This is a genomic window from Streptomyces sp. cg36 (assembly GCF_041080675.1).
Classification (GTDB): Bacteria; Actinomycetota; Actinomycetes; order Streptomycetales; family Streptomycetaceae; genus Streptomyces.
Genome location: NZ_CP163520.1, coordinates 6,129,810 through 6,155,044, shown reverse-complemented (window position 1 = coordinate 6,155,044; position 25,235 = coordinate 6,129,810). Strand labels below are relative to the sequence as shown.

Sequence of the window (25,235 nt, the reverse complement as noted above, 5' to 3'; positions counted from 1 at the left end):
CCGGGCTCCTGGTGGGCGTGGGCGGCGGCGGATCAGTACGGACTCCGAGGGGACGGACGACATGCCGGTGGCGATCATCACGGGGGCTTCGAAGGGGCTGGGGCGGGCGCTGGCCCGGGCGCTGGCCGGGCGGGGCTGGGACCTCGTACTGGACGCGCGGACCGCGTCCGTACTGAAGGAGACGGCCGACGGGCTGGACGGGCACGGCGGCCGGGTCGTGCCGCTCGCCGGTGACGTGACGGACGCGGCGCACCGCCGGGCGCTGGTAGCGGCGGCGGAGGGGCTCGGCGGGCTGGACCTGCTGGTGCACAACGCGAGCGCGCTGGGCGCCGAGCCGCTGGTGCCGCTGGCGGAGCAGCCGCTGGAGGGGTTCCGGGCGGCGCTGGAGACCAACGCGGTGGCGGCGCTCGGGCTCGTGCAGGAGTCGCTGGCGCTGCTGCGGCGCGCGGAGGCGGGGGCGGTGGTGGCGGTGAGTTCGGACGCCGCCGCGGAGGCGTATGCGACGTGGGGCGGATACGGGGCGTCGAAGGCGGCGCTCGACCACCTGGCGGCCGTGCTGGCGGTGGAGGAGCCGGGGCTGCGGGTGTGGGCGGTGGACCCGGGCGACATGCGCACCGATCTGTACCGGGCGGCGGTGCCGGGGGACGAGGACGCGCGGCCCGAGCCGGAGACGGTGGTGCCCGGTTTCCTGCGGCTGCTGGACCGGCGCCCGGCGAGCGGGCGGTACGCGGCGCCCGCCCTGGTGCGGGAGGCCCGGTGAAGGGGCCCGGCGCGGCGGTGGGGACGCGGGCCGGGCTCTCGGTCCGGGTGCCGGAGGAGCTGATGGCGTCGGTGCCCGCGGAGGTGCGCGGCTCGGGGCGGGACGACGTGCGGCTGCTGGTGTCGCGGGGCGCCCGGGTGTCGCACCGCGCGTTCCGGGAGCTGGCGGGGCAGCTGCGGGCCGGTGACGTGCTGGTGGTGAACACGTCGGCGACGCTGCCGGCCGCCGTGGACGCGACCGCCGAGGGCGGTGAGCGGGTCGTGGTGCACTTCTCCACGCCGGGCCCGGACGGCCGCTGGGCGGTGGAGCCGCGCACCCCGGAGCCGTCGGGGAGCACCCGGCGGCGTACCGGTACGCGCGCGTGGACGCGGCTGGCGCTGCCGGGCGGGGGGCTGCTGGTCCTGGAGGAGCCGCTGAGCGCGGACGGGGACCGGCTGTGGTGGGCGCGCGCGGACGTCCCGGACGTGCCGGGGCTGCTGGGCCGGTACGGGCGGCCGATCCGGTACGCGTACACCGAGCGCGATCAGCCGCTCTCCGCCTATCAGACGGTGTTCGCGCTCGCGGCGGCGGACGGGTCGGGCTCGGCGGAGATGCCGAGCGCCGCGCGGCCCTTCACGGTGGAGCTGGTCGCGGAGCTGGTGCGGCGCGGGGTGCAGTTCGCGCCGATCACCCTGCACACGGGGGTGGCGTCGGCGGAGGCGCACGAGCCGCCGTACCCGGAGCGGTTCGAGGTGCCGCGGGCCACGGCGCGGCTGGTGAACGCGGCGCGGGCGGGTGGCGGGCGGATCGTGGCGGTGGGGACGACGGCGGTGCGGGCGCTGGAGTCGGCGGCCGGGGAGGACTCGGTGGTGCGGCCCGCGGCCGGGTGGACGGATCTGGTGGTCACGCCCGAGCGCGGGGTGCGGGTGGTGGACGGGCTGCTGACCGGGCTGCACGAGCCGGAGGCGTCGCACCTGCTGATGCTGGAGGCGATCGCGGGGCGGGCCGCGCTGGCGGTCGCGTACTCCGAGGCGCTGGCCGGGCTCTACCTCTGGCACGAGTTCGGCGACGTCCACCTCATACTTCCGGACGAGAACCGTCACGCATTGAATTGCTGATGCAACTCATGGTGAGACTGTTACGTGCTCGATGTGAGCCCGGGCATAGGACGCACATCACTTACGAAGCAGCGTAGTGGAGGCATAAAGACGCTGTGAGCGGGGTGGGCAGGGGCGAATGGCGGGTTTTCCCGGCCCCTGATCCACTATGCCGGTTCGTACGTCACACCTTTGCCACGAGATTTTGCGGCCGCTAAGAATGGCTCCCGTCGCACAGCGCTGCGGCTCACCGCCGCGGCGCTTTCGTGTGCCGTCCCCGCCATTCGGAAGAGGTCCAACAGCCATGCCCGAGTCCAGCAACCCTGGTCACAGTCGTCTGAACAAGACGCACAAGATCTCGATTGCCGGCGTCGCCGCTCTCGGTGCCGCCGCCCTCGCCTTCTCGGTCCTGCCGGGAAACGGTGAGTCGGGTACCGCCGTGGCCGCCGAGCCCGCCGCCTTCTCCGTGACCGCCGCGGGCGCCAACGCGAAGTCGGTCCAGGCCAGCATCACCAAGCAGCAGGCCAGCGCCGTCAAGCAGGCCAAGGCGCAGGCCGAGGCCGACGCGAAGGCCAAGGCCGAGGCCGAGGCGAAGAAGCGCGAGGCCGACGCCGCCGCGAGCCGCGCCGCCGCCCGCAAGCCGGTCTACGCCAACAACCTGGACGGCTGGATCCGCCAGTCCCTGGACATCATGAAGTCCAAGGGCATCCCGGGTTCGTACAACGGTCTGTACCGCAACATCATGCGCGAGTCGACCGGCAACCCGAACGCGATCAACGGCTGGGACATCAACGCCATCAACGGCACCCCGTCGATCGGCCTCCTCCAGGTCATCCAGCCGACCTTCAACGCGTTCCACGTGCCCGGCACGTCGACCAACATCTACGACCCGGTCGCCAACATCACCGCCGCGGCGAACTACGCGGCCAAGACGTACGGCTCGATCGACAACGTCAACGGCGCCTACTGACGGACGCCGGACGCACACGAAAGGGCGGCACCCCTCGCGGGGCGCCGCCCTTCGGCGTACGTGGGGGTCCGCGCTACTTGCGCATGACCTCCGGCTCGTGGCGGCGCAGCAGGCGCGCGACCGCGAAGCCGCAGATCACGCCGAGCGCGATCAGCACGGTGATGTTGATGCCCCACTGGCTCGCCGAGTGGTCCCACAGCGGGTCCAGGTCGGTGGGCTTGTTCTGGTCCCACGGCGGCATCAGATGGGCGAGGTCCAGCGTGGAGCCGGCGCCCGCGATGGCCCAGCGCGAGGGCATCAGCCAGGCGAACTGCTCAAGGCCGATCGAGCCGTAGACCTTGAAGAGGATGCCGGTGAAGACGACCTGCACGATCGCGAACATGACCAGCAGCGGCATGGTCTTCTCGGCGGTCTTCACCAGCGAGGAGATGACCAGGCCGAACATCATCGAGGTGAAGCCGAGGGCGATGACCACCAGGCAGATCTCGACGGCCGGCGGCATGATCAGGCCCTCCTTGGGGAGGTCCCGGGTGGAGAAGCCGATGCCGCAGATGATGACGCCCTGGATCGCGGTGATCACGCCGAGGACGATGACCTTGGACATCAGATAGGCCGAGCGGGAGAGGCCGGTGGCCCGTTCCCGTTCGTAGATGACCCGTTCCTTGATCAGTTCTCGTACGGAGTTGGCCGCGCCCGAGAAGCACATGCCGACCGCGAGGATCAGCATGATCGTGCCCGCGTCGCTGTTGAACTTGCTCGGCGCCGTCGGCGGCGCCAGGCCGAACTTCGCCGGGATGACCACACTGACCGCGCCGAGGACGGCGGGCAGTATCACCATCAGGCCCAGGAAGCCCTTGTCGGAGGCGATCACCGAGCTGTAGCGGCGCATCAGCGTCCACAGCTGCGAGCCCCAGCCCTGCGGCTTGGGCGGGCGCATCTGGTGCGGGGACGGCATCTGCACCGACTGGGCGGCCACCGCGTCGATGTCCGCGGCGTACATCTGGTAGTGCTGCGAGCCCTTCCAGCGGCCCGCCCAGTCGTAGTCGCGGTAGTTCTCGAAGGCGGAGAAGACATCGGCCCAGGTGCCGTAGCCGAAGAAGTTGAGCGCCTCCTCGGGCGGGCCGAAGTACGCCACCGAGCCGCCCGGCGCCATCACCAGGAGCTTGTCGCAGATCGCCAGCTCGGCCACCGAGTGGGTGACGACGAGGACCGTGCGGCCGTCGTCGGCGAGCCCGCGCAGCAGCTGCATCACATCGCGGTCCATGCCCGGGTCGAGGCCGGAGGTCGGCTCGTCCAGGAAGATCAGCGACGGCTTGGTCAGCAGCTCCAGGGCGACCGAGACGCGCTTGCGCTGGCCGCCGGAGAGGGAGGTGACCTTCTTCTCCTTGTGGATGTCCAGCTTGAGCTCGCCGAGGACCTCGTCGATCCGCTGCTGGCGCTCGGCCTCGCTGGTGTCGGCGGGGAAGCGCAGCTTGGCCGCGTACTTCAGCGCCTTCTTGACGGTCAGCTCCTTGTGCAGGATGTCGTCCTGCGGGACCAGACCGATGCGCTGGCGCAGCTCGGCGAACTGCTTGTACAGGTTCCGGTTGTCGTAGAGGACATCGCCCTGGTTGGCGGGCCGGTAGCCGGTCAGCGCCTTGAGCAGGGTGGACTTGCCGGAGCCGGAGGGGCCGATGACGGCGATCAGCGACTTCTCGGGGACGCCGAAGGAGACGTCCTTGAGGATCTGCTTGCCGCCGTCGACCGTCACCGTGAGGTGGCGGGCCGAGAAGGAGACGTCACCGGTGTCGACGAACTCTTCCAGGCGGTCGCCGACGATGCGGAACGTCGAGTGGCCGACGCCGACGATGTCGCTGGGGCCGAGCAGCGCGCTGCCGCCCTTGGCCAGCGGCATGCCGTTGACGTAGGTGCCGTTGTGGGACCCGAGGTCGCGGATCTCCATGCGGCCGTCGGGCGTGGCGTGGAACTCGGCGTGGTGGCGCGAGACCTGGAGGTCGGAGACGACCAGCTCGTTCTCCAGCGCACGGCCGATGCGCATCACCCGGCCGAGCGCGACCTGGTGGAACGTGGTGGGGCTGCGGTCGCCGTGGGCCGGCGGGCCCGCGCCCTGGCCGGGGCCCTGCTGGTGCGGCACCGGGGCCTGCGCCTGCGGGGCCTGCTGCCATGCCTGCTGCGGGGGCACCTGCTGGGGAGCCTGCGGCTGCTGCGGCGCCCAGCCGCCCGCCTGGGGCTGCTGCGGCGGGGCCTGCTGCGGCGCCTGCTGGGCGGCGGCGGGCTGCGCGTACGCGCCGGCGCCGGCCGGGGCGGCAGCGGCGGCAGCGGTGAGATTCAGCCGCGGGCCGTCCGTCGCGTTGCCCAGGTTCACCGCGGAGCCGGGGCCGATTTCCATCTGGTGGATCCGCTGGCCCTGCACATAGGTGCCGTTGGTGCTGCCGTGGTCCTCGATGACCCAACTCCGGCCGCCCCAGCTGATCGTGGCGTGCCGCCACGAGACCCTGGCGTCGTCAATCACCAGGTCGCCCTGGGGATCGCGCCCCAGGGTGTACGACCGGGACACGTCCAGCGTCCAGGTCCTGCCATTCAATTCCAGTACGAGTTCCGGCACTCCATGCCCCACTTGTTGTCCCCCGAGCAATCCCCCTGTTGCAGGGAGTCTAGGGATGGCGAACATCGTGGGGAACTATTTCAGGCCCGGGCTCGTATCCGAAACCCGGCCCTTGTGAATAACGTGCACAGACCTGTTGCAGTCCGGCAACAGCCGTGCACGCGCGCGCCGTTGACTTGGGAGAAACGCGCCCGGAAAGTAGTAACCGCCCATGAGTGCGTACGGATCATGCGCGAATGGGACAAGTTGGAGCAAATCCCGGGGGGCCTGATGAGCAGGGGCGACAGGGACGCGAAGCGGCTCTCCGAGGAGCCCGCCACCCCGTACGCGAAGCGGGCCGCCACCCGGTCCGGCCGGGTGCCCTGGGGTGACGTACTGCTCGCCTCGGTCGCCTCGGTCAGCTGGGCGGTGGTCGCCATGGCGGGCGTCGCGGCCCTCGGACTGCATCTGCTCGGCGCCGACGCGGCCGGGGCGCTCGGGCCGATGACGGCGGCCGTGGTGGTGCTCGGCGCGGGCGGCTCCGTCACCCCGTCCGGGGACGTCTCGGCGTTCGGCCTCACCGGGGCGCAGGCGCGCACGGCCATCGACATCACGCCCCTGGGCGTCTCCCTGGCGGGCGCGCTGCTGCTCTCCTTCTTCTTCCTCCGCTCGCTGCGGGCGGCGGGCGCGACCCTGCCCGGGGCCGAACTGGCCGCGCGGGCGGGCGGGGTGGTCGCCCTGTTCGCCGCCGTGGTGGCGGGGCTCGCCTGGGCCGGGCACGACCTCATCACCCTGGACGGCGGCTCGCTCGGCCTCGACACGGGCAAGACCCCGGGCGGCGCCGGCGGGATCAAGGTGCCCGGGCTCGGCGGGCTCGGGGACCTGGGCGGGCTGCTGCCCGACCGGCTCGGCAAGCTCGCCGAGGCCAAGGCCCGGGTCGGGTTCACCGTGAACACGGCGGACTCGCTGGCGGGCGCGCTGCTGTGGGTGCTCGGGGTGCTGCTGATCGCGCTGCTCGCCTCCCGGCGGGCCCCGCTGCCGCGCCGCTGGGAGTGGGCGCACCGGACCGTGCGGCCCGCCGCCTCCGCGCTGGTCGCGGTGGTGCTGGTGGCGGTGCTCGCCGGGCTCGCGGCGGCCGGGTACGCGCTGCTGGGCGACGACCACCCGCGGCGGATCCTCGGCGCCGCGCTGCTCGGCGCGCCCAACGGGGTGTGGCTGGCGATCCCGCTCGGCCTGCTCGTGCCGTGGAACGGGCATGCCACCGGGGCGCTGCTCAAGGTGCTCCCGGACCCCCTGGACAAGCTGCTCGCCGTCGACCGGGACCGGAGCGTGTCGCTCGGACGGCTGGCGGAGCTGGACGGGCGCGTGTGGCTGCTCGTGGTCGCGGGCGTGCTGATGATGCTGTACGCGGGGGTGCTCGCGGCGGCCCGCACGCCGGTGCGGGAGCTGACGCCGGGCGCCTTCGCCGCGCGCTGCGCGCTGGCGCTGGGCGCGGTGACGGCGCTCGCGCTGCCGCTGCTGGTGTGGCTGACGGGGGTGTCCGCCGACGCCTCGCTGTCGGTGCTCGGCTTCGACGCGTTCGGCGCGGGGATCGAGCTGCACGGGAACGGCGGGCTCGCGCTGGTCCTGGGCGCGCTGTGGGGTGCCGGGGCGGGCGGCCTCGGCGCGCTCCTCGCGTATGTGATGGGCGCGGCCGGGTGGCGGGCGGCGCCGCTCGCCGCCGCCTCCGCGCTGCCGCTCCGCTCCCGCGTCCCGGCCCCGGCGGCCCCCGGCGCGGAAGAGGTGTACCGGCGGCCCGGCCCGTACACCCCGTCCCCGGTCTACCGGCCCTCGCACGACGAGACCAACCCGTATCTGCGCCTCCCGGAGCAGCCCGAACGGCCGGGGCGGGCGGGTCCGACGGGGCGGGCGGGCGAGCGAGGGGCCGACGGCGAGCGGGGCGACCAGGGCCGGCAGGGCTACCAGGGGCCGCAAGGGGCGCCCGGGACACAAGGGGCGCCGGGTGTGCACGGGGCTCCCACGGTGGCGGGGCCGATGGCCCCTCCCCCGTACCGCCGGGGGCGCCCGGGTCCCCCGCCGCCGCCCGGGGAGCAGCCGCCGCCACCGCCGCCGGGGACGCCGCGCGGCAGGCGGTGAGCGGCGCACCGCCCACCCCTGGGTGACCGGGAGGTTGCGGTCCGCTGTCATCTTGCCGCGGGGCGGGGAAACGCTGTCCGGTGGGCGGGACGGGGCACCGGAGGCGTGGGCGCGGCCTATACGGTGGGATCACCATGAGCGCATCACAGCCCCCTCGCCCCGCTGGTCAGAACCCTGACGCGCCCCTCGGTGCGGCCACCGGCGCGGCCCGCCCCCCGGTCGACGCCGACGTCCCCACCCCCGACGCCGCCTCGGCCATGGACGCCGCGGTCGAGGCCGCCGATGTCCCCACTCTGCTCGTCAAGATCTTCGGGAAGGACCGGCCGGGCATCACGGCCGGCCTCTTCGACACCCTGGCCGCCTTCGACGTCGACGTCGTCGACATCGAGCAGGTCGTCACCCGTGGCCGCATCGTCCTGTGCGCCCTGGTCACCGAGCCCACCGTGAGCACCGAGGGCGAGCTGCGGGCGACCGTGCACAGCTGGGCCGACTCGCTGAAGCTCCAGGCCGAGATCATCTCCGGCATCGGCGACAACCGGCCGCGCGGCAGCGGCCGTTCGCACGTCACGGTGCTCGGGCATCCGCTCACCGCGGAGTCCACGGCGGCCATAGCGGCCCGGATCACCGCCACCGGCGGCAACATCGACCGGATCTTCCGGCTCGCCAAGTACCCGGTGACGGCGGTCGAGTTCGCGGTCTCCGGCGCCGAGACCGAGCCGCTGCGCACCGCGCTGGCCACCGAGGCGGCGGCCCTCGGCGTGGACGTCGCGGTCGTCTCGGCCGGGCTGCACCGGCGGGCCCAGCGGCTGGTCGTCATGGACGTGGACTCCACGCTCATCCAGGACGAGGTGATCGAGCTCTTCGCGGCGCACGCCGGATGCGAGGACCAGGTCGCCGAGGTCACCGCCCAGGCGATGCGCGGCGAGCTGGACTTCGAGCAGTCGCTCCACGCGCGCGTGGCGCTGCTCGCCGGGCTCGACGCGTCCGTGGTGGACAAGGTCCGCGCCGAGGTGCGGCTCACCCCCGGCGCCCGCACCCTGATCCGTACGCTCAAGCGGCTCGGCTACCAGGTCGGGGTGGTGTCCGGCGGGTTCACCCAGGTCACCGACGACCTGCAAGAGCGCCTCGGGCTCGACTTCGCCTCGGCCAACACCCTGGAGATCGCCGACGGGAAGTTCACCGGGCGGGTCACCGGGGCGGTCGTCGACCGGGCCGGGAAGGCGCGGCTGCTGCGGGAGTTCGCGGCGCAGGCGGGCGTCCCGCTCGACCAGACCGTGGCGATCGGTGACGGCGCCAACGACCTCGACATGCTCAACGCGGCCGGTCTGGGCGTCGCGTTCAACGCCAAGCCGGTGGTGCGCCGGGCCGCCGACACGGCGGTGAACGTACCGTTCCTGGACACCGTGCTCTACCTCCTGGGCATCACCCGGGAGGAAGTCGAGGCCGCCGACGGTCTGGTGGACGAGCCGCACTAGACGTACGGCGGACGGCTCCCCGGCGGATCCGCGGGCGGACCTTCCGGGGCGCTCCCCCGGGCCGGACTCCGTAGGGCCCGCCCCCGTGACGGCCCGCGGGAAACGGCGGAAGGCCCCGGCAGCGTCCATGCCGGGGCCCTTCTTGACGGATGGTCAGTCGTGCGGCGCCCAGAAGGCGGTCAGGGTGGCGGAGCCGAGCTCCAGCGACTTCCACGAGCCGTTGAAGGCGAGGACCGCGAAGGCGGCGGTCGGGAAGCCGCTCCGGTTCATCCGCACCAGCGCGTCGCCCTCGGTCCCGCCCGCGAGGCCGTCGGCCAGCCCGTGCGTCCCCGGGTTGTGGCCCACCACGAGGAGATCGGCGACGTCGTCCGGCGTCTCGTTCAGTACGGCGATGAGCTCGCCGACCGACGCCTCGTACAGCCGCTCCTCGTACACCGTCCTGGGGCGGTGGGGCAGTTCCGGCACCGCGAGCTTCCAGGTCTCGCGCGTACGGACCGCGGTCGAGCAGAGGGTCAGGTCGAAGGCGATCCCGGTGTCGGCGAGCCTGCGCCCGGCCACCTGGGCGTCCATGCGGCCCCGGTCGGCGAGCGGCCGGTCGTGGTCGGACACCTGGGGCCAGTCGGCTTTCGCATGCCGGAGGAGGACGATCCTGCGGGGTGTGTCGACGCTCATGCCCCACAGCTTCGCACGGATCCCGCCAAGGGGCGCAGGCTGTCGGGGAGCTCTCGCGCCAGGGTTGACAAGGGTGTTCACCGCGACAGGGAGTGCTGGATCCGGTCCATGAGGTGGCTGAGAGCGGGGCCTCCACCGGCGGCCTCGGCGTCGTGCGAGCCCGTGATGAGCACCAGCAGCACGACGAAGGCGACGGTGGGGAGCGCGATGCCCCACCAGGGGAGCCGGAAGTCGGCACCGGCGGTGGTCGGCCGGGAGGACCGGGTGTGCGTACGGGCCGACATGGCCGCCTCCGTAAATCCGTAAAGGTGAAGTACGCCGTCTCGCTGACGTACGTCGAACCTACGGACCGGGGCGTCCCGGGCCCATCCGGTGACCCACCCACTTCCCCCGGGGCTTTTCCCCCTAGGGGACAGGGGGGCCAGCACCACCATGGGGCACGTCGGGGCAGGTCAGGGGGTGGGCGCGGGGCCGCACATCAGGGGGCGCGGGGCCCTGGACGGGGGTGGGGTCAGGGGGAGGCGAGGGTCGCGATCACGGCGATGACCGCGGTGATCGCCAGCATCGCACCGAGCACGTAGAGGAGCTTCTTCTGACCGTTCTGGGGGTTCGGGTCGAGCACAGGCATGTGCTCAGTCTCGCATCCCCGCCTCGTCCTCCACCGTCCGGTCCCGGCCCGCCAGCGAACCGACCAGGATCTGCGGCACCATCAGGCCCGCCATCAGCGCGATCGGCAGGCCCCAGCCGCCGCTGCTGTCGTAGAGGGCGCCGACCAGGGTGGGGCCGGGGATGGAGATCAGATAGCCGGTGGACTGGGCGAAGGCGGAGAGCCGCACCACGCCCGAGCCGGTCCGGGTGCGCATGCCGATCATGGTGAGGGCCAGCGGGAAGGCGCAGTTGGAGATGCCGAGCAGCAGCGCCCAGGCCCAGGCGCCGGCGGCGGGGGCGAAGTAGAGGCCGGCGTATCCGGCCAGTCCGCAGGCGCCGAGGACCGCGACGATCGGGCCCTGGTTGCGCATCCGGGTCGCGACCCGGGGGATGACGAACGCCAGCGGCACGCCCATGACCATGGTCACCGCGAGCAGGACGCCCGCGGTGCCCGCGGAGACCCCGGCGTCCCGGAAGATCTGCGGCATCCAGCCCATGGTGATGTAGGCGGCGGTGGCCTGGAGGCCGAAGAAGCAGGCGAGCGCCCAGGCCGTACGGCTGCGGGTGATCTTGAAGGTGCCCTCGTCGTCGGCCTCGGCGCCCGCCCCGGCCGCGGCCCCGCGCACGGCGCCGGGCCGGGCGGAGCGGTCGCGGGCCAGCAGCAGCCACGGCAGTACGGCGACGGCCGCGAGCAGCGCCCAGACGCTGAGGCCGGTGCGCCAGCTGCCGCCGAGCCCGTGGGTGACCGGGACGGTCGCGGCGGCGGCCAGCGCGGTGCCGAGCGCGAGGGCCATGGAGTACAGACCGGTCATGGTGCCGACCCGGTCGGGGAAGTACCGCTTGACGATCACCGGCATCAGGACGTTGCTGACCGCGATGCCCATCAGCGCGAGCGCGCTGGCGGCGAGGAAGCCGGGGGTGCCGCCCGCGAACGGCCGCAGGGCCAGGCCCGCGGCTATCGCGGCCATGCCCGCGCAGACGACGACGGCGGGGCCGAAGCGGCGGGCGAGGCGGGGGGCGGTGATGCCGAAGACGGCGAAGCAGAGCGGCGGCACGGAGGTAAGGACGCCGGCGACGCTGCCGTTCATGTGCAGCCCGTCCCGCACCTCTTCGAAGAGGGCGCCGAGGCTGGTGATGGCGGGGCGCAGGTTCAGCGCGGCGAGGACCAGGCCGACGAGGACGAGGCGGGTGGTCCACTTCCCGGCCGCGGCGAGCGCACCCGTCTCGGTGGCCGGTTCGGCTGTCGGGGCGGGGGTGGGGGTGATCTGTGAGGTGTCGGCCATGGCACCATCATAGAATCATGGGATGATTGGTTGTCCAATCGCCCACTGGACCACTTGGTGAACAATGCCCGGGTGCCCGAGTCGAAGAACGTTGATGAACAAGGAGCGGCATGACGCTGAGCTCTCCCCGGCGGTCCCCCCTCGCCGACCAGGTGATCGCGCAGCTGCGCAACCAGATCACCTCCGGCGAGTGGCCGGTGGGATCGCGCATCCCCACCGAACCCGAACTGGTCGACCAGCTCGGGGTGGCGCGCAACACGGTCCGCGAAGCGGTCCGGGCGCTCGCGCACAACGGGCTGCTCGACATCCGCCAGGGCTCCGGCACCTATGTCGTGGCGACCAGTGAGCTGGCGGGCGTGATGCACCGGCGGTTCGCCGGGGCCGACCCCCGCCATGTGGCCGAACTGCGCTCCACCCTGGAGTCGTCGGCGGCCCGGCTCGCGGCGGAGCGGCGCACCGGGCGCGACCTGGCCCAGCTCGACGCGCTGCTCGCCCGGCGCGAGGAGGCGTGGGAGTCGGGCGACGCGGAGGCGTTCGTCGCCGTCGACTCGACGCTGCACCTGGCGATCGTCGCGGCCTCGCACAACGACGTGCTGACCGAGCTCTACGCCGACCTCGGCGATCTGCTGCGCGACTGGCTCCGCGACGACGTGGGCCGCGTGCTGCGGCCGGAGAACCACATGGACCACTCCCGGCTGGTCGAGGCGATCCGGGCGGGCGACGCGGAGACGGCGGCCACGGAGGCGGCCGGGTACGCGTTCTCCTGCCTGGCCGAACGGATCCAGGGCCCGGCCTAGGGCGTGGCCGCCCGGGGCGTGCCGTTCGGGGCCGGGCTCGCGTCCGCCCGCTCATGGGTGACCCAGACCGCCCGCACCTCTTTCCAGCAGCGGTCGGTCAGCCGTACCGTCTGCGCCGGGCCGACCTCCACGGGGGCCGCGTCCGCGTCGATGTCCCACCAGCGGGCGCACTCCGTGTGGAGCCGTACGCGGTCGACGCCGGGGTAGAGGTTGTGGCAGTACGCGATGACGTGCGAGCCGCGGACCAGGGTGCGGCAGTCGGCCCCGAAGGGCTCGGGCCGCGGGGACGGGGCGGGGTCGTCGGCGGTGGCGGACCGCACCACCGAGGGCAGGGCGAGCCCGCCGAGGGCCACCAGGAGCAGCGCCGCCAGGGCGACCGCCCGGCGCTGCGCCGTACGCAAGGGCCGCACCGCCCCACCTCCTCCCCGGCCGACTGCCCGACTTGTCCGCTTCGCTCAGTCTGCGGGGAAGTGGCCGGACACGCACGACGGCCGCCCTCCGTCCGCGCGGGGCGGACCGGAGGACGGCCGTCGGGGCAGGCTCAGCGGCCCGGAAGAGCGCGCTCAGGCACCCATCATGTGCACGCCGCCGTCGACGTGGACGATCTCGCCCGTCGTCTTCGGGAACCAGTCCGAGAGCAGCGCCACGACGCCGCGGCCGGCCGGCTCCGGGTCGGCCATGTTCCACTCCAGCGGGGAGCGGTGGTTCCACACGTCGGCCAGGTCCGAGAAGCCCGGGATGGACTTGGCGGCCATCGAGCCGAGCGGGCCGGCCGAGACCAGGTTGCAGCGGATGTTCTCCTTGCCCAGGTCGCGGGCGAGGTAGCGGCTGGTGGCCTCCAGGGCGGCCTTGGCCGGGCCCATCCAGTCGTACTGCGGCCAGGCGAACTGCGCGTCGAAGGTGAGGCCGACGACGGCCGCGCCCTCCGCCGGGAACAGCGGCTTGCAGGCCATGGTCAGCGACTTCAGCGAGAACGCCGAGACGTGCATGGCCGTCGAGACCGACTCGAACGGGGTGTTCAGGAAGTTGCCGCCGAGGGCGTCCTGCGGGGCGAAGCCGATCGAGTGGACGACGCCGTCGAGGCCGCCCAGCTCGTCGCGGACGAGCTGCTCCAGGCGGCCCAGGTGCTCGTCGTTGGTGACGTCGAGCTCAATCACCTTGACGGGCTTCGGCAGCTTCTTGGCGATGCGCTCGGTCAGGGTCGGCCGCGGCCAGGCGGTCAGGATGACCTCGGCGCCCTGCTCCTGGGCCAGCTTGGCGGCGTGGAAGGCGATGGAGGACTCCATCAGCACACCCGTGATCAGGATGCGCTTGCCGTCGAGAATTCCGCTCATGTGATCAGTGACCCATGCCCAATCCGCCGTCAACCGGGATGACGGCACCAGTGATGTACGAGGCGTCGTCCGAGGCGAGGAAGCGGACCGCGGCGGCGATCTCCTCGGGCTGCGCGTAGCGGCCCAGCGGCACCCCGGAGAGGATGGAGGTGCGCTGCTCGTCGGTGAGCACCTTGGTCATGTCGGTGTCGACAAAACCGGGCGCGACGACGTTGAACGTGATGTTGCGGGAGCCCAGCTCACGCGCGAGGGAGCGGGCGAAGCCGACGAGACCGGCCTTGGACGCGGCGTAGTTGGCCTGGCCGGGCGAGCCCATCAGGCCGACCACCGAGGAGATCAGCACGACGCGGCCCTTCTTGGCGCGCAGCATGCCGCGGTTGGCGCGCTTGACGACCCGGAAGGTGCCGGTGAGGTTGGTGTCCAGGACGGAGGTGAAGTCCTCCTCGGACATCCGCATCAGGAGCTGGTCCTTGGTGACTCCGGCGTTGGCGACGAGCACCTCGACGGGCCCGTGGGCCTCCTCGATCTGCTTGTACGCCTGCTCCACCTGCTCGGCGTCGGTGATGTCGCACTTGACGGCGAGGAACCCTTCCTGCGCCAAGGCGTCGGGGTCCCCGGAGCGGTAGGTGATCGCGACCTTGTCCCCCGTGGAGACGAAAGCGCGGGCGATGGCGAGGCCGATGCCCCGGTTTCCTCCGGTGACGAGAACCGAGCGGCTCAACGGATCACCCTTTCGATAGCGGTTTCGTACTTCCGCAAACTATCGGTCCCGGCCGTTGTACGGGGAATCGACCTGTGACAGTGGCTCACGGAATGCGCTGTCGGGTCCCTACAGAAAGGTGTAGGCAGGCGACCCCGAAGCGCGACATGATCGGGGCGACCGGTCTCACACGACAGGAGACATCCGTGCCTCATTCCCTCGACGCGGCCTTCACCGCCCTGCCGCTGCGGGCCCTCGCCGACGCGGCGCTCGCGCGGGCCCGCGCGCTCGGCGCCACCCATGCCGACTTCCGCCTGGAGCGGGTGCGCAGCGCGGCCTGGCGGCTGCGCGACGCCCGGCCCGCCGGCTCGTCCGACACCACGGACCTCGGTTACGCGGTCCGGGTGGTGCACGGCGGCGCCTGGGGCTTCGCCTCCGGCGTGGACCTCACCATGGACGCCGCCGCCAAGGTCGCCTCGCAGGCGGTCGCGATGGCGAAGCTGTCGGCGCGGGTGATCGCGGCGGCGGGCTCCGACGAGCGCGTGGAGCTGGCGCCGGAGCCCGTGCACGCCGACCGGACGTGGATCTCCTCGTACGAGATCGACCCCTTCTCCGTACCGGACGAGGAGAAGGGCGCGCTGCTCGCCGAGTGGAGCGGGCGGCTGCTGGCCGCGGACGGGGTGGCGCACGTGGACGCCTCGCTGCTGACCGTCCACGAGAACAAGTTCTACGCGGACACCGCGGGCACCGTCACCACCCAGCAGCGGGTGCGGCTGCACCCGCAGCTCACGGCGGTGGCGGTGGACGGCAAGAGCGGCGAGTTCGACTCGATGCGCACGATCGCGCCCCCGGCCGGGCGCGGCTGGGAGTACCTGACGGGCACCGGCTGGGACTGGGACTCCGAGCTGGAGCAGATCCCGGAGCTGCTGGCCGAGAAGATGCGCGCGCCGAGCGTGCGGGCCGGGTCCTACGACCTGGTGGTGGACCCGTCGAACCTGTGGCTGACCATCCACGAGTCGATCGGCCACGCCACCGAGCTGGACCGGGCGCTGGGCTACGAGGCGGCGTACGCGGGCACCTCGTTCGCCACCTTCGACCAGCTGGGGAAGCTGGCGTACGGCTCCTCGATCATGAACGTGACGGGCGACCGCACCGCCGAGCACGGGCTCGCCACCATCGGGTACGACGACGAGGGCGTCGAGGCGCAGTCCTGGGACCTGGTGAAGGACGGCACGCTGGTCGGCTACCAACTGGACCGCCGCATCGCCCACTTGACGGGCCTGGGCCGCTCCAACGGCTGCGCCTTCGCGGACTCCCCCGGGCACGTCCCGGTCCAGCGCATGGCCAACGTCTCGCTCCAGCCGGACCCGGGCGGGCTCTCCACCGAGGACCTGATCGGGGGCGTGGAGCGCGGCATCTACGTGGTCGGCGACCGCTCCTGGTCGATCGACATGCAGCGCTACAACTTCCAGTTCACCGGCCAGCGGTTCTTCCGCATCGAGAACGGCCGGCTGGCGGGGCAGCTGCGCGACGTCGCCTACCAGGCGACCACCACGGACTTCTGGGGCTCGATGGAGAAGGTCGGCGGCCCGCAGACGTACGTCCTGGGCGGCGCCTTCAACTGCGGCAAGGCCCAGCCGGGCCAGGTGGCGGCGGTCTCCCACGGCTGCCCGTCTGCCCTGTTCCGGGGCGTCAACATTCTGAACACCACGCAGGAGGCCGGGCGATGAGCTCCCGTACGACCGTCAAGCCGCACGAGATCGTCGAGCGGGCGCTGGCGCTCTCGACCGCCGACGGGTGCGTCGTCATCGCGGACGAGCACTCCTCCGCCAATCTGCGCTGGGCCGGGAACGCGCTGACCACCAACGGGGTGACCCGCGGGCGCACCCTCACCGTGATCGCGACCGTCGACGGGGCCGAGGGCGCGGCCTCGGGCGTGGTGTCCCGGGCCGCGGTGACCGCCGACGACCTGGAGCCGCTGGTGCGGGCCGCGGAGGCGGCGGCGCGCGGCGCCGGGCCCGCCGAGGACGCCCAGCCGCTGGTCGAGGGCGTACCGGTGGCGGCCGACTTCACCGACGCGCCCGCCGAGACCTCCTCGGCCGTCTTCACGGACTTCGCCCCGGCGCTGGGCGAGGCGTTCGCCCGGGCCCGCGCGGGCGGGCGCGAGCTGTACGGCTTCGCGCACCACGAGATGACCACCTCGTACCTGGGCACCTCGACGGGCCTGCGGCTCCGCCACGACCAGCCGACCGGCACGCTGGAGCTCAACGCCAAGTCGCCGGACCGGGCGCGCTCGGCCTGGGCGGGGCGCTCCACCCGGGACTTCAAGGACGTCGACCCGGGCGCCCTGGACGAGGAGCTCGCCGTACGGCTGGGCTGGGCCGAGCGCCGCATCGACCTGCCCGCGGGCCGCTACGAGACGCTGCTGCCGCCCACCGCCGTCGCCGACCTGCTGATCTACCAGCTGTGGTCGTCCAACGCGCGGGACGCCACCGAGGGCCGGACGGTGTTCTCCAAGCCCGGCGGCGGCACCCGGCTCGGCGAGCAGCTGGCCCGGCTGCCGCTGACGCTGCGCAGCGACCCGAACGAGCCGGGCCTGGAGTCCGCGCCGTTCCAGCTGGCGCACGCCTCCGGCGACGACGCGTCCGTCTTCGACAACGGTCTGGCGCTGGCCCCCACCGACTGGATGCGGGACGGGAAGCTGGAGCGGCTGATCACCACCCGGCACAGCGCGGCGCTCACCCGGTTGCCCGTGACGCCGTCGATCGGCAACCTGATCCTGGACGGCGGTGGCGAGCGCTCGCTGGCGGAGATGGTCGCCGCCACCGAGCGGGGCCTGCTGCTGACCTGCCTCTGGTACATCCGCGAGGTGGACCCGGCGACGCTGCTGCTGACCGGGCTCACCCGGGACGGCGTCTACCTGGTCGAGAACGGCGAGGTGGTCGGCGAGGTCAACAACTTCCGGTTCAACGAGTCCCCGGTCGACCTGCTGTCGCGGGCCACCGAGGCGGGCCGGACGGAGAAGACCCTGCCGCGCGAGTGGAGCGACTGGTTCACCCGTGCCGCCATGCCCGCCCTGCGGGTGCCGGACTTCAACATGAGCTCGGTCAGCCGGGGCGTCTGACCCCCATAGACTTGTCGCACACCGATACCCACAACCAAGGAGCTGTACGACCGTGACGGACATCGTCGATGAGCTGCAGTGGCGCGGGCTGATCGCCCTCTCCACTGACGAGGACGCACTGCGCAAGGCGTTCGCGGACGGCCCCGTCACGTTCTATTGCGGCTTCGACCCGACCGCGCCCAGCCTGCACCTGGGCAATCTGGTCCAGATCCTGACCATGCGCCGGATCCAGCAGGCGGGCAACCGTCCGCTGGGTCTGGTCGGCGGGGCCACCGGTCTGATCGGCGACCCCAAGCCGAACTCGGAGCGCACGCTGAACGCGCCCGAGGTCGTCGCGGGCTGGGTCGAGCGGCTGCGCGGCCAGATCGAGCGCTTCCTCGACTTCGAGGGCCCGTACGCCGCGACCATGGTCAACAACCTGGACTGGACGTCGGGCCTGTCGGCCATCGACTTCCTGCGGGACGTCGGCAAGTACTTCCGGGTCAACAAGATGATCGCCAAGGAGGCGGTCGCGCGCCGGCTGAACTCGGACGCGGGCATCAGCTACACCGAGTTCAGCTACCAGATCCTCCAGGGCATGGACTACCTGGAGCTGTACCGCCGGCACGGCTGCGTCCTGCAGACCGGCGGCAGCGACCAGTGGGGCAACCTCACCGCGGGCACCGACCTGATCCACCGGGTCGCCCCGGAGGCCGAGGTGCACGCGCTGGCCACCCCGCTGATCACCAAGGCGGACGGCACCAAGTTCGGCAAGACGGAGTCCGGCACGGTCTGGCTGGACCCCGAGCGCACCACGCCGTACGCGTTCTACCAGTTCTGGCTGAACGCGGACGACCGTGACGTCTCCAAGTTCCTGCGGATCTTCAGCTTCAAGTCCCGCGAGGAGATCGAGGAGCTGGAGAAGCTCACCGAGGAGCGTCCGCAGGCGCGGGCCGCGCAGCGCGCGCTGGCCGAGGAGCTGACCACGCTGGTGCACGGCGCCGACCAGTGCGCGGCGGTCGTCGCCGCGTCGAAGGCGCTGTTCGGCCAGGGCGAGCTGGCGGAGCTGGACGCTCCGACGCTGGCCGCGGCGCTCTCCGAGCTGCCGCGCGCCGAGGTCGCCGAGCTCGGCCTGGTGGTGGACCTGTTCGCCGAGGTGGAGCTGGTGGCGAGCAAGTCGGCGGCCCGGCGCACCGTGAAGGAGGGCGGGGCCTACGTGAACAACGCGAAGGTGACGTCCGAGGACGCGGTGGTCACGGCCGACGATCTGCTGCACGGCCGCTGGCTGGTGCTGCGCCGGGGCAAGAAGAACCTGGCGGCGATCGAGGTCAAGGGCGCCTGACCGGCGAGCACACGAGGGGCGGTCCCGTCAGGGGCCGCCCCTTCGCCGTGCCGCCCGGGCGCTCAGGCCCGCTGTTTGTTGCCGCGCAGCGCCATGTAGAGCATGTCGCCGAGGAAGACGATGACCACGGCCGCCGCGATCTGGAGGCCGTGGCGGCCCCAGTCGATGCCCTTGGTCTCGGCGATGCCGATCGCCCTGGCGATGGAGTTGCCGACCACACCGCCGATGATGCCGAAGATGGTGGTCAGCCAGAGGGGACTGTGCTGCTTGCCGGGCAGGATCGCCTTGGCGATCAGACCCAGCACGAACCCCACGATGATCGCCCACAACCAGCCCATGGCTGCCTCCTCTTCCGTCCGGCGGAGCATTCCGCCCGATATGAGCAGTCGCAGCCAGTGTTGACCCATCCGCCATACGGCGCATGTCGGACTCGCCCGTACGCGGTACGCACCGGGTCATTCACGCAGGCCGGACCCGACCCGGTCTCGAATGCGGCGGACCCCGGGCGTACCGTGTGAAGAGTCCGGACCGGGGAGAGTCCGGCATGGAGTCGGGTGGTGGAGCGTGATGCGGAAGCGGAGCGGAGCCGAGGTCTTCCGGATCACCGGGGCCCGGCAGGGACTCGCCGAGGACGTGCGGGGGCGCCAGCGGCGCTATGTGATCTCGATGTCGATCCGTACGCTGTCGGTCGTCCTGACGGCAGTCCTGTGGAACATCGAACGCCCTGTCGCAATCGTGACCCTGGTGTTGGGGGCCCTGCTCCCCTATGTGGCGGTGGTGATCGCCAACGCGGGCCGGGAGAACGTGCCCTCGCTGCCCTCGACGTACATCCCGGCACCGGCCCGGCCGATGCTCGGAGCGGCTCCGGTGGGCGGTCCGGCGGAACCCGCGGCGGGCCCCGGAGGCCCTGACCACGAACCGTGGTCACGCGAGCAGACCTGATCCGTCACAGTCTGCAAAGCTCAAGAAAAGCTCAGATCAATCATGAAGTTACGGTGCACCACACCGGGTCCCCCGTGACATACTGCGTAGGCGCTCCGCATCCCCCGTCGGAGCGACGGACCGACGCCGGGCAGCTCCCCCCGTGGCTGCTCGGCGTCGCCATGTCACCCCCCGCTCATGGCGCAGAATGTATCCGTGAGTGACGAGATCGCCGACGAGACGCCCACCTGCTCCGCCAAGGGCTGCCGCGCCGCGGCCATATGGGTGCTGGCCTGGAACAACCCGAAACTGCACACGCCGGAGCGGCGCAAGACGTGGCTCGCGTGCGACGAGCACCGCGAGCACCTCTCCCAGTTCCTCGGGGTGCGCGGCTTCCTGAAGGACGTGGTCCCGCTCGTGGAGTGGGAGTCAGCCGCCGATCGCTGACATCGGGCGGTCGGGCTGGAGGAAGGCCGGGTCGTCCAGACCGGATCCGGCCTTCTTTCCCCACATCGCCACCTGCCACAGCCGGGCGATCTCCTCGTCCGCCGCGCCCGAGCGCAGGGCCGCGCGCAGATCGGACTCCTCGCGGGCGAAGAGGCAGGTGCGCACCTGGCCGTCGGCGGTGAGCCGGGTCCGGTCGCAGGCCGCGCAGAACGGGCGGGTCACCGAGGCGATGACGCCGACCCGGTGCGGTCCGCCGTCCACCACCCAGCGCTCGGCGGGCGCGGAGCCGCGGGCGCCGTCGTCCTCGGGGGTGAGCGTGAACCTGGTGCGCAGCGAGGCCAGGATGTCGCCGGCGGTGATCATGCCGTCGCGCTTCCAGCCGTGCTGGGCGTCGAGCGGCATCTGCTCGATGAACCGCAGCTCATAGCCGTGCTCCACGGCCCAGGCCAGCAGGTCGGGGGCCTCGTCCTCGTTGAGCCCGGGCATCAGGACCGCGTTGACCTTGACCGGGGTGAGCCCGGCGGCGCGGGCCGCCTCCATGCCCTCGATGACGTCCTGGTGGCGGTCGCGGCGGGTGAGGGTCTTGAAGACCTCGGGCCGCAGGGTGTCGAGGGAGACGTTGACCCGGTCCAGACCGGCCGATTTCAGTGCGGCGGCGGTGCGCTTCAGGCCGATGCCGTTGGTGGTGATCGACATCCGGGGGCGGGGCTCCAGGGCCGCGCAGCGCTCCACGATGCCGACCAGGCCGGGCCGCAGCAGGGGCTCGCCGCCGGTGAAGCGGACCTCGGTGACCCCGAGGTCGCTCACGGCGATGCGGATCAGCCGGACGATCTCGTCGTCGGTGAGCAGATCCGGCTTGGCCAGCCACTGCAGGCCCTCTTCCGGCATGCAGTACGTACACCGCAGATTGCAGCGGTCCGTGAGTGAGACGCGCAGGTCAGTGGCCACACGGCCGTATGTGTCGATGAGCACTGTGGGCCCCCTCCCCCGATGAGCGGTTGGTGTATACGGCCGAGCCTACGCGAGAGGGGGGACAACAGCGGGGGCCGTTTGGCACGAGGTGCGGCGCGGTCGCGTCGTAGGGTCCTACGACGCGACCGCGGCCCGTACCGGTGCGGGGCGCCTAGTGGGCGCCGACTCCGGTGAGGGACTTGACCTCCAGTTCGGCGTACTTGCCGGCGTCCGGCTCCTCCTTGGACAGGAGCGATCCGATCACGCCGAGCAGGAAGCCGACGGGGATCGAGATCAGGCCGGGGTTCTCCAGCGGGAACCAGTGGAAGTCGACGCCCTTGAACATGGACGTCTTCGGGTTGCCGGAGACCACCGGCGAGAAGAGGACCAGGACGACGGCCGTGGTCAGCCCGCCGTAGATCGACCACAGCGCGCCCTGGGTGGTGAACCGCTTCCAGAAGAGGCTGTAGAGGATGGTCGGCAGGTTGGCGGAGGCGGCGACCGCGAAGGCGAGCGCCACCAGACCGGCGACGTTCAGATCGCGGGCGAAGGCGCCGAGCACGATGGCGACGGCGCCGATGAAGACGGTCGCCCAGCGCGCGGCCCGCACCTCCTCCTGCTCGGTGGCCTTCCCCTTGCGGATGACGTTGGCGTAGATGTCGTGCGCGAAGGAGGACGAGGAGGCGAGGGTGAGGCCCGCGACGACCGCGAGGATCGTGGCGAAGGCGACCGCCGAGATCACCGCGAGCAGGATCGCGCCCCCGTTGGAGCCGCTGCCGCCGCCGATCTCCAGGGCCGCGAGCGGCGCCGCCGTGTTGCCCGCCGGGTTGGAGGCGATGATGTCGGCGGGTTTCAGCAGGGCGGCGGCGCCGAAGCCGAGCACGATCGTCATCAGGTAGAAGGCGCCGATGATGCCGATGGCCCAGTTGACCGACTTCCGGGCGGCCTTGGCCGTGGGGACGGTGTAGAAGCGGATCAGGATGTGCGGCAGACCGGCGGTGCCCAGCACCAGCGCGATGCCGAGCGAGATGAAGTCCAGCTTGGAGGTACCGGTCTTGCCGTACTTGAGGCCGGGCTCCAGGAAGGCGCTGCCCTTGCCGCTGTTCTCGGCGGCCTTGCCGAGCAGGTCCGAGAGGTTGAAGTGGAACTTCAGCAGGATCAGGAAGGTGATCAGGATGGTGCCCGCGATCAGCAGGACCGCCTTGACCATCTGGACCCAGGTGGTGCCCTTCATCCCGCCGATCGTCACGTACACGATCATGAGCACACCCACCAGGGCGACGATCAGGATCTTGCCCGCGTCGCTGGTGATGCCGAGCAGCAGCGAGACCAGCACACCGGCGCCGGCCATCTGGGCCAGCAGGTAGAAGATCGAGACGACGATGGTGGAGGTGCCGGCCGCGGTCCGTACGGGCCGCTGGCGCATCCGGTAGGCGAGGACGTCGCCCATGGTGTAGCGGCCGGAGTTGCGCAGCGGTTCGGCGACCAGGAGCAGCGCCACCAGCCAGGCGACCAGGAAGCCGATGGAGTACAGGAAGCCGTCGTAGCCGAAGAGCGCGATGGCTCCCGCGATGCCGAGGAAGGACGCGGCGGACATGTAGTCGCCGGAGACCGCGAGTCCGTTCTGGAAGGCGGTGAACTGGCGCCCGCCCGCGTAGAAGTCGGCGGCGCTCCTGGTCTGGCGGCCCGCCCAGACGGTGATGACCAGGGTCGCGACGACGAACACCGCGAAGAGCGTGATGATCAGCGGCCGGTGCTCGCTGGTGGCGGTCGCCGCGAGCGGCAGCCGGGCGTACGGGGCGCTCATGCGTCGGCCTCCATGCGGGACTTGATCGCCTCGGAGCGCGGGTCGAGCTTGGTGGCCGCGTACCGCGAGTAGAACCAGGCGATGAGGAAGGTGGTGAGGAATTGGGCGAGGCCGAAGACGAGCGCCACGTTGATGTTGCCGAACAGCTTGTGGCCCATGAAGCCGTCCGCGTAGTTCGACAGCAGGACGTAGAGCAGGTACCAGCCGATGAAGGCGACGGTGAGCGGGAAGGCGAACCGGCGGTGGGTGCGGCGCAGTTCGGCGAACTCCTCGCTCGCCTGCACCTCGACGAACTTCTCGGTGGGGGGCTGGGCGGGGCGGGTGTCGATGCCGCCCTCGGGCGGTGGCGCGTCGGTGGCCACGGAGTCTCCTCGCGGTGCGGGTGCGGTGGGGATGGACGTCAAGGGGGACCTCACTGTCGGGGACGGGGTGATGGTGGTCCCCCTGACAACGGCACGGAGGGCGTCGCGTCTCGGTTCAGACCGGTCGTTTTTCTCCGCGCCCGCGCCCCGGGTTCCTTCACAGCGCTCGCACAACGTTCTCGGACCGAGACGTCCCAACTCGTTGATGAGCCAGCATGATCAGCGATAGCTTCGCTGGTCATGTACCCGTCCACCCGCGACCGCGGGCGGACGGCTCTGACGGATGATGTGGAGAACCCATGGCTCATCTGGGATCCGGACGGCGTCGGGCCCTCGCCCTCCCCGCCGGCCTCGCGCTCACGGCCTCGCTCGGCTTCCTGCCGGCGGGCACGGCCTCGGCCGCCCCGGCCGCCGCCGATGGCCCGAACCTGTCGTACGTGGTCAACACCACGGGCGGGCACGGCACTTCCGCACGGGTGCAGAAGGCGATAGCGAAGGCGGGCGGCACGGTCGTCGTCTCGTACGACCGGATAGGCGTGGTCGTGGCGCACTCCTCGAACCCCGCGTTCGCCCAGGAGATACGCCGGGCCAGGGGCGTCTCCTCGGCCGGCGCCACCCGCACCGCGCCCCTGAAGTCGCTGGCCACCACCGAGGAGGGCAGCACCCAGACCCTCACCCCGGCCGAGGCGGCCCGGGCCACGGCCGCCGCCGGGCCCGGCCAGGAGCCGCTGGAGGCCAACCAGTGGGACCTGCGGGCGATCGGCGCCGACAAGGCCGCCACGATCTATCCGGGCAGCCGCCGGGTCACCGTGGGCGTGATCGACACGGGTGTCGACGACACCCACCCGGACCTGGCGCCCAACTTCTCCGCCGCCCAGTCGGCCAACTGCGTGGGCGGCGTCGCGGACACCTCGCCGGGCGCCTGGCGGCCGTACGTGGGCGGCAGCGACCACGGCACGCACGTGGCGGGCGAGATCGCGGCGGCCCGCAACGGGATCGGCGTGGCCGGTGTCGCGCCGGGCGTCAAGGTGGCCGGGATCAAGGTCGCCGAGCAGGGCAGCGGGCTGTTCTTCACCGAGGCCGTGGTCTGCGGGTTCGTCTTCGCCGCCGAGCACCACATCGACGTCACCAACAACAGCTATTACGTGGACCCCTGGTACTTCAACTGCAAGAGCGACCCGGACCAGAAGGCGCTGCTCGACGCGGTGACCCGGGCCACCCGGTACGCCGAGCACAAGGGCGTCCTGAACGTGGCGGCGGCGGGCAACGAGAACTACGACCTGTCCAAGCACGCCATCACCGACACCAGCAGCCCGGACGACCAGCCCGCGCCGCACCCGCAGACCACCGTCGACCCGGCGCTCTGCCCCGACATCCCGGCCCAGCTGCCCGGGGTCGTCACGGTCTCCGCGACCGGCGTGCAGGGCATCAAGTCGTACTACTCCAGCTACGGCCTGGGGCAGGTCGACGTGGCGGCGCCCGGCGGCGACAAGTACCAGATCCCGGACACCCCGGACAAGAACGGCCGCATCCTCTCGACGCTCCCCGGCGGGCAGTACGGCTACAAGCAGGGCACCTCGATGGCCACCCCGCACGTGGTGGGCGTCGCCGCGCTGCTGAAGTCCAAGCACCCGTGGGCGTCCCCGGCCGAGCTGCGGCAGCTGCTCAAGGAGCAGGCCGTCAACCCGGGCTGCCCCACCGGCCTGTACGACCCGGACGGCAACGGGGTGCAGGACTCCACCTGTGAGGGCGGCAAGCGCGTCAACGGCTTCTACGGCCGGGGCGTGGTGAGCGCGCTCCACGCGGTCACCGAGTAGCGGCCCGCGGCCCCACCGCACGTTCCCGTACGTACCGAGACATCCGCCAA

General features: G+C 72.1%; 24 protein-coding genes. 12 read left to right on the top strand and 12 right to left on the bottom strand.

What is annotated here, in order from left to right; all coding sequences use genetic code 11:
• The first annotated feature begins 61 nt into the window (after nt 1-61).
• The 3 genes from AB5J87_RS27205 (at nt 62) to AB5J87_RS27195 (ending at nt 2,806) form a co-directional block, all read left to right on the top strand.
• Nucleotides 62-760, top strand: a complete 699-nt coding sequence (locus AB5J87_RS27205) for an SDR family NAD(P)-dependent oxidoreductase (RefSeq protein ID WP_369380155.1) — start codon at nt 62-64, stop codon at nt 758-760.
• Nucleotides 761-822: 62 nt separating this feature from the next.
• A complete protein-coding gene (locus tag AB5J87_RS27200) occupies nt 823-1,857 on the top strand; it encodes an S-adenosylmethionine:tRNA ribosyltransferase-isomerase (protein WP_369383686.1) in 1,035 nt (344 codons plus the stop codon).
• A gap of 283 nt (nt 1,858-2,140) precedes the next feature.
• Nucleotides 2,141-2,806, top strand: a complete 666-nt coding sequence (locus AB5J87_RS27195; protein WP_369380153.1) for a transglycosylase SLT domain-containing protein — start codon at nt 2,141-2,143, stop codon at nt 2,804-2,806.
• 73 nt (nt 2,807-2,879) lie between these two features.
• Here AB5J87_RS27195 and AB5J87_RS27190 read toward each other — a convergent pair whose 3' ends face one another.
• The gene (locus AB5J87_RS27190) at nt 2,880-5,423 is read right to left on the bottom strand and encodes an FHA domain-containing protein (protein ID WP_369380152.1); all 2,544 of its coding nucleotides are present in this window, start codon (nt 5,421-5,423) and stop codon (nt 2,880-2,882) included.
• Nucleotides 5,424-5,681: 258 nt separating this feature from the next.
• Between AB5J87_RS27190 and AB5J87_RS27185 the strand changes: the two genes are divergently transcribed.
• Together AB5J87_RS27185 and serB are read left to right on the top strand one after the other, a co-directional pair.
• A complete protein-coding gene (locus AB5J87_RS27185; protein WP_369380151.1) occupies nt 5,682-7,526 on the top strand; it encodes a streptophobe family protein in 1,845 nt (614 codons plus the stop codon).
• A gap of 134 nt (nt 7,527-7,660) precedes the next feature.
• Nucleotides 7,661-9,001 (top strand): phosphoserine phosphatase SerB, encoded by a 1,341-nt coding sequence (gene serB / locus AB5J87_RS27180; protein WP_369380149.1) that lies wholly within the window; start codon nt 7,661-7,663, stop codon nt 8,999-9,001.
• 153 nt (nt 9,002-9,154) lie between these two features.
• On the opposite strand, the gene AB5J87_RS27175 is transcribed toward serB, so the two are convergent.
• From AB5J87_RS27175 to AB5J87_RS27160, 4 genes are all read right to left on the bottom strand, one after another.
• Complete coding sequence (locus AB5J87_RS27175) at nt 9,155-9,673, bottom strand: histidine phosphatase family protein (RefSeq protein ID WP_369380146.1); 519 nt, start codon at nt 9,671-9,673, stop codon at nt 9,155-9,157.
• A gap of 77 nt (nt 9,674-9,750) precedes the next feature.
• Entirely contained in the window at nt 9,751-9,957 is a 207-nt protein-coding gene (locus AB5J87_RS27170; RefSeq protein ID WP_369380145.1) for a hypothetical protein, read from the bottom strand.
• Between the two features lie 227 nt (nt 9,958-10,184).
• The gene (locus AB5J87_RS27165; protein ID WP_369380143.1) at nt 10,185-10,301 is read right to left on the bottom strand and encodes an SGM_5486 family transporter-associated protein; all 117 of its coding nucleotides are present in this window, start codon (nt 10,299-10,301) and stop codon (nt 10,185-10,187) included.
• Nucleotides 10,302-10,305: 4 nt separating this feature from the next.
• Entirely contained in the window at nt 10,306-11,604 is a 1,299-nt protein-coding gene (locus AB5J87_RS27160; protein ID WP_369380141.1) for a CynX/NimT family MFS transporter, read from the bottom strand.
• A 110-nt stretch (nt 11,605-11,714) separates the two neighbouring features.
• Between AB5J87_RS27160 and AB5J87_RS27155 the strand changes: the two genes are divergently transcribed.
• On the top strand, nt 11,715-12,401 hold the full coding sequence (locus AB5J87_RS27155) for a FadR/GntR family transcriptional regulator (protein WP_369380140.1): 687 nt from the start codon (nt 11,715-11,717) through the stop codon (nt 12,399-12,401).
• Here the strand turns inward: AB5J87_RS27155 and AB5J87_RS27150 are convergent.
• The 3 genes from AB5J87_RS27150 to fabG all read right to left on the bottom strand — a co-directional run bounded on the left by AB5J87_RS27150 (nt 12,398) and on the right by fabG (nt 14,456).
• Nucleotides 12,398-12,733 (bottom strand): hypothetical protein, encoded by a 336-nt coding sequence (locus tag AB5J87_RS27150; RefSeq protein ID WP_369383685.1) that lies wholly within the window; start codon nt 12,731-12,733, stop codon nt 12,398-12,400. The genes AB5J87_RS27155 and AB5J87_RS27150 overlap by 4 nt on opposite strands.
• A gap of 231 nt (nt 12,734-12,964) precedes the next feature.
• On the bottom strand, nt 12,965-13,735 hold the full coding sequence (gene fabI, locus AB5J87_RS27145) for an enoyl-ACP reductase FabI (RefSeq protein ID WP_369380138.1): 771 nt from the start codon (nt 13,733-13,735) through the stop codon (nt 12,965-12,967).
• A 4-nt stretch (nt 13,736-13,739) separates the two neighbouring features.
• Nucleotides 13,740-14,456, bottom strand: coding sequence for a 3-oxoacyl-[acyl-carrier-protein] reductase (gene fabG, locus AB5J87_RS27140; RefSeq protein WP_369380136.1), 717 nt, complete (start codon nt 14,454-14,456; stop codon nt 13,740-13,742).
• Nucleotides 14,457-14,641: 185 nt separating this feature from the next.
• Between fabG and AB5J87_RS27135 the strand changes: the two genes are divergently transcribed.
• From AB5J87_RS27135 to tyrS, 3 genes are read left to right on the top strand one after another with little or no spacing between them, the layout of a single operon-like run.
• The gene (locus AB5J87_RS27135; RefSeq protein WP_369380134.1) at nt 14,642-16,165 is read left to right on the top strand and encodes a TldD/PmbA family protein; all 1,524 of its coding nucleotides are present in this window, start codon (nt 14,642-14,644) and stop codon (nt 16,163-16,165) included.
• Nucleotides 16,162-17,559, top strand: a complete 1,398-nt coding sequence (locus AB5J87_RS27130; RefSeq protein ID WP_369380131.1) for a metallopeptidase TldD-related protein — start codon at nt 16,162-16,164, stop codon at nt 17,557-17,559. Before AB5J87_RS27135 ends, AB5J87_RS27130 begins: the two co-directional genes overlap by 4 nt.
• A 52-nt stretch (nt 17,560-17,611) precedes the next feature.
• The gene (tyrS, locus tag AB5J87_RS27125; protein WP_369380130.1) at nt 17,612-18,880 is read left to right on the top strand and encodes a tyrosine--tRNA ligase; all 1,269 of its coding nucleotides are present in this window, start codon (nt 17,612-17,614) and stop codon (nt 18,878-18,880) included.
• Nucleotides 18,881-18,942: 62 nt separating this feature from the next.
• Here tyrS and AB5J87_RS27120 read toward each other — a convergent pair whose 3' ends face one another.
• Nucleotides 18,943-19,218 carry a GlsB/YeaQ/YmgE family stress response membrane protein gene (locus tag AB5J87_RS27120; protein ID WP_190093609.1) on the bottom strand — a complete coding sequence of 92 codons (276 nt, stop codon included), beginning with the start codon at nt 19,216-19,218 and terminating at the stop codon, nt 18,943-18,945.
• 229 nt (nt 19,219-19,447) lie between these two features.
• Here AB5J87_RS27120 and AB5J87_RS27115 point away from each other — a divergent pair, with 229 nt between their 5' ends.
• On the top strand, nt 19,448-19,822 hold the full coding sequence (locus AB5J87_RS27115; protein WP_369380126.1) for a DUF3099 domain-containing protein: 375 nt from the start codon (nt 19,448-19,450) through the stop codon (nt 19,820-19,822).
• A 177-nt stretch (nt 19,823-19,999) separates the two neighbouring features.
• Entirely contained in the window at nt 20,000-20,248 is a 249-nt protein-coding gene (locus AB5J87_RS27110) for a hypothetical protein (protein WP_369380125.1), read from the top strand.
• Here AB5J87_RS27110 and moaA read toward each other — a convergent pair.
• The 3 genes from moaA to AB5J87_RS27095 form a co-directional block, all read right to left on the bottom strand.
• Complete coding sequence (gene moaA, locus AB5J87_RS27105) at nt 20,231-21,220, bottom strand: GTP 3',8-cyclase MoaA (RefSeq protein ID WP_369380123.1); 990 nt, start codon at nt 21,218-21,220, stop codon at nt 20,231-20,233. The two genes, AB5J87_RS27110 and moaA, sit on opposite strands and share 18 nt — an antisense overlap.
• 151 nt (nt 21,221-21,371) lie before the next feature.
• Complete coding sequence (locus tag AB5J87_RS27100; RefSeq protein WP_369380120.1) at nt 21,372-23,006, bottom strand: cation acetate symporter; 1,635 nt, start codon at nt 23,004-23,006, stop codon at nt 21,372-21,374.
• Entirely contained in the window at nt 23,003-23,368 is a 366-nt protein-coding gene (locus tag AB5J87_RS27095) for a DUF485 domain-containing protein (protein WP_369380118.1), read from the bottom strand. Before AB5J87_RS27095 ends, AB5J87_RS27100 begins: the two co-directional genes overlap by 4 nt.
• Nucleotides 23,369-23,667: 299 nt before the next feature.
• Between AB5J87_RS27095 and AB5J87_RS27090 the strand changes: the two genes are divergently transcribed.
• Nucleotides 23,668-25,185: a S8 family serine peptidase gene (locus tag AB5J87_RS27090; protein WP_369380116.1), complete on the top strand. Its 1,518-nt coding sequence runs from the start codon at nt 23,668-23,670 to the stop codon at nt 25,183-25,185.
• The last annotated feature ends 50 nt before the right edge of the window (nt 25,186-25,235 follow it).

Excerpts from the sequence above, each read along its gene's own strand:
- AB5J87_RS27130 (WP_369380131.1), top strand. The coding sequence starts at position 16,162 with ATGAGCTCCCGTACGACCGTCAAGCCGCACGAGATCGTCGAGCGGGCG.
- AB5J87_RS27120 (WP_190093609.1), bottom strand. The coding sequence starts at position 19,218 with ATGGGCTGGTTGTGGGCGATCATCGTGGGGTTCGTGCTGGGTCTGATC.
- AB5J87_RS27175 (WP_369380146.1), bottom strand. The coding sequence starts at position 9,673 with ATGAGCGTCGACACACCCCGCAGGATCGTCCTCCTCCGGCATGCGAAA.
- AB5J87_RS27195 (WP_369380153.1), top strand. The coding sequence starts at position 2,141 with ATGCCCGAGTCCAGCAACCCTGGTCACAGTCGTCTGAACAAGACGCAC.
- serB (WP_369380149.1), top strand. The coding sequence starts at position 7,661 with ATGAGCGCATCACAGCCCCCTCGCCCCGCTGGTCAGAACCCTGACGCG.
- AB5J87_RS27115 (WP_369380126.1), top strand. The coding sequence starts at position 19,448 with ATGCGGAAGCGGAGCGGAGCCGAGGTCTTCCGGATCACCGGGGCCCGG.
- AB5J87_RS27100 (WP_369380120.1), bottom strand. The coding sequence starts at position 23,006 with ATGAGCGCCCCGTACGCCCGGCTGCCGCTCGCGGCGACCGCCACCAGC.
- AB5J87_RS27160 (WP_369380141.1), bottom strand. The coding sequence starts at position 11,604 with ATGGCCGACACCTCACAGATCACCCCCACCCCCGCCCCGACAGCCGAA.
- AB5J87_RS27205 (WP_369380155.1), top strand. The coding sequence starts at position 62 with ATGCCGGTGGCGATCATCACGGGGGCTTCGAAGGGGCTGGGGCGGGCG.
- AB5J87_RS27165 (WP_369380143.1), bottom strand. The coding sequence starts at position 10,301 with ATGCCTGTGCTCGACCCGAACCCCCAGAACGGTCAGAAGAAGCTCCTC.
- fabI (WP_369380138.1), bottom strand. The coding sequence starts at position 13,735 with ATGAGCGGAATTCTCGACGGCAAGCGCATCCTGATCACGGGTGTGCTG.
- AB5J87_RS27155 (WP_369380140.1), top strand. The coding sequence starts at position 11,715 with ATGACGCTGAGCTCTCCCCGGCGGTCCCCCCTCGCCGACCAGGTGATC.
- AB5J87_RS27090 (WP_369380116.1), top strand. The coding sequence starts at position 23,668 with ATGGCTCATCTGGGATCCGGACGGCGTCGGGCCCTCGCCCTCCCCGCC.
- AB5J87_RS27170 (WP_369380145.1), bottom strand. The coding sequence starts at position 9,957 with ATGTCGGCCCGTACGCACACCCGGTCCTCCCGGCCGACCACCGCCGGT.
- AB5J87_RS27185 (WP_369380151.1), top strand. The coding sequence starts at position 5,682 with ATGAGCAGGGGCGACAGGGACGCGAAGCGGCTCTCCGAGGAGCCCGCC.
- AB5J87_RS27110 (WP_369380125.1), top strand. The coding sequence starts at position 20,000 with ATGGCGCAGAATGTATCCGTGAGTGACGAGATCGCCGACGAGACGCCC.
- AB5J87_RS27200 (WP_369383686.1), top strand. The coding sequence starts at position 823 with ATGGCGTCGGTGCCCGCGGAGGTGCGCGGCTCGGGGCGGGACGACGTG.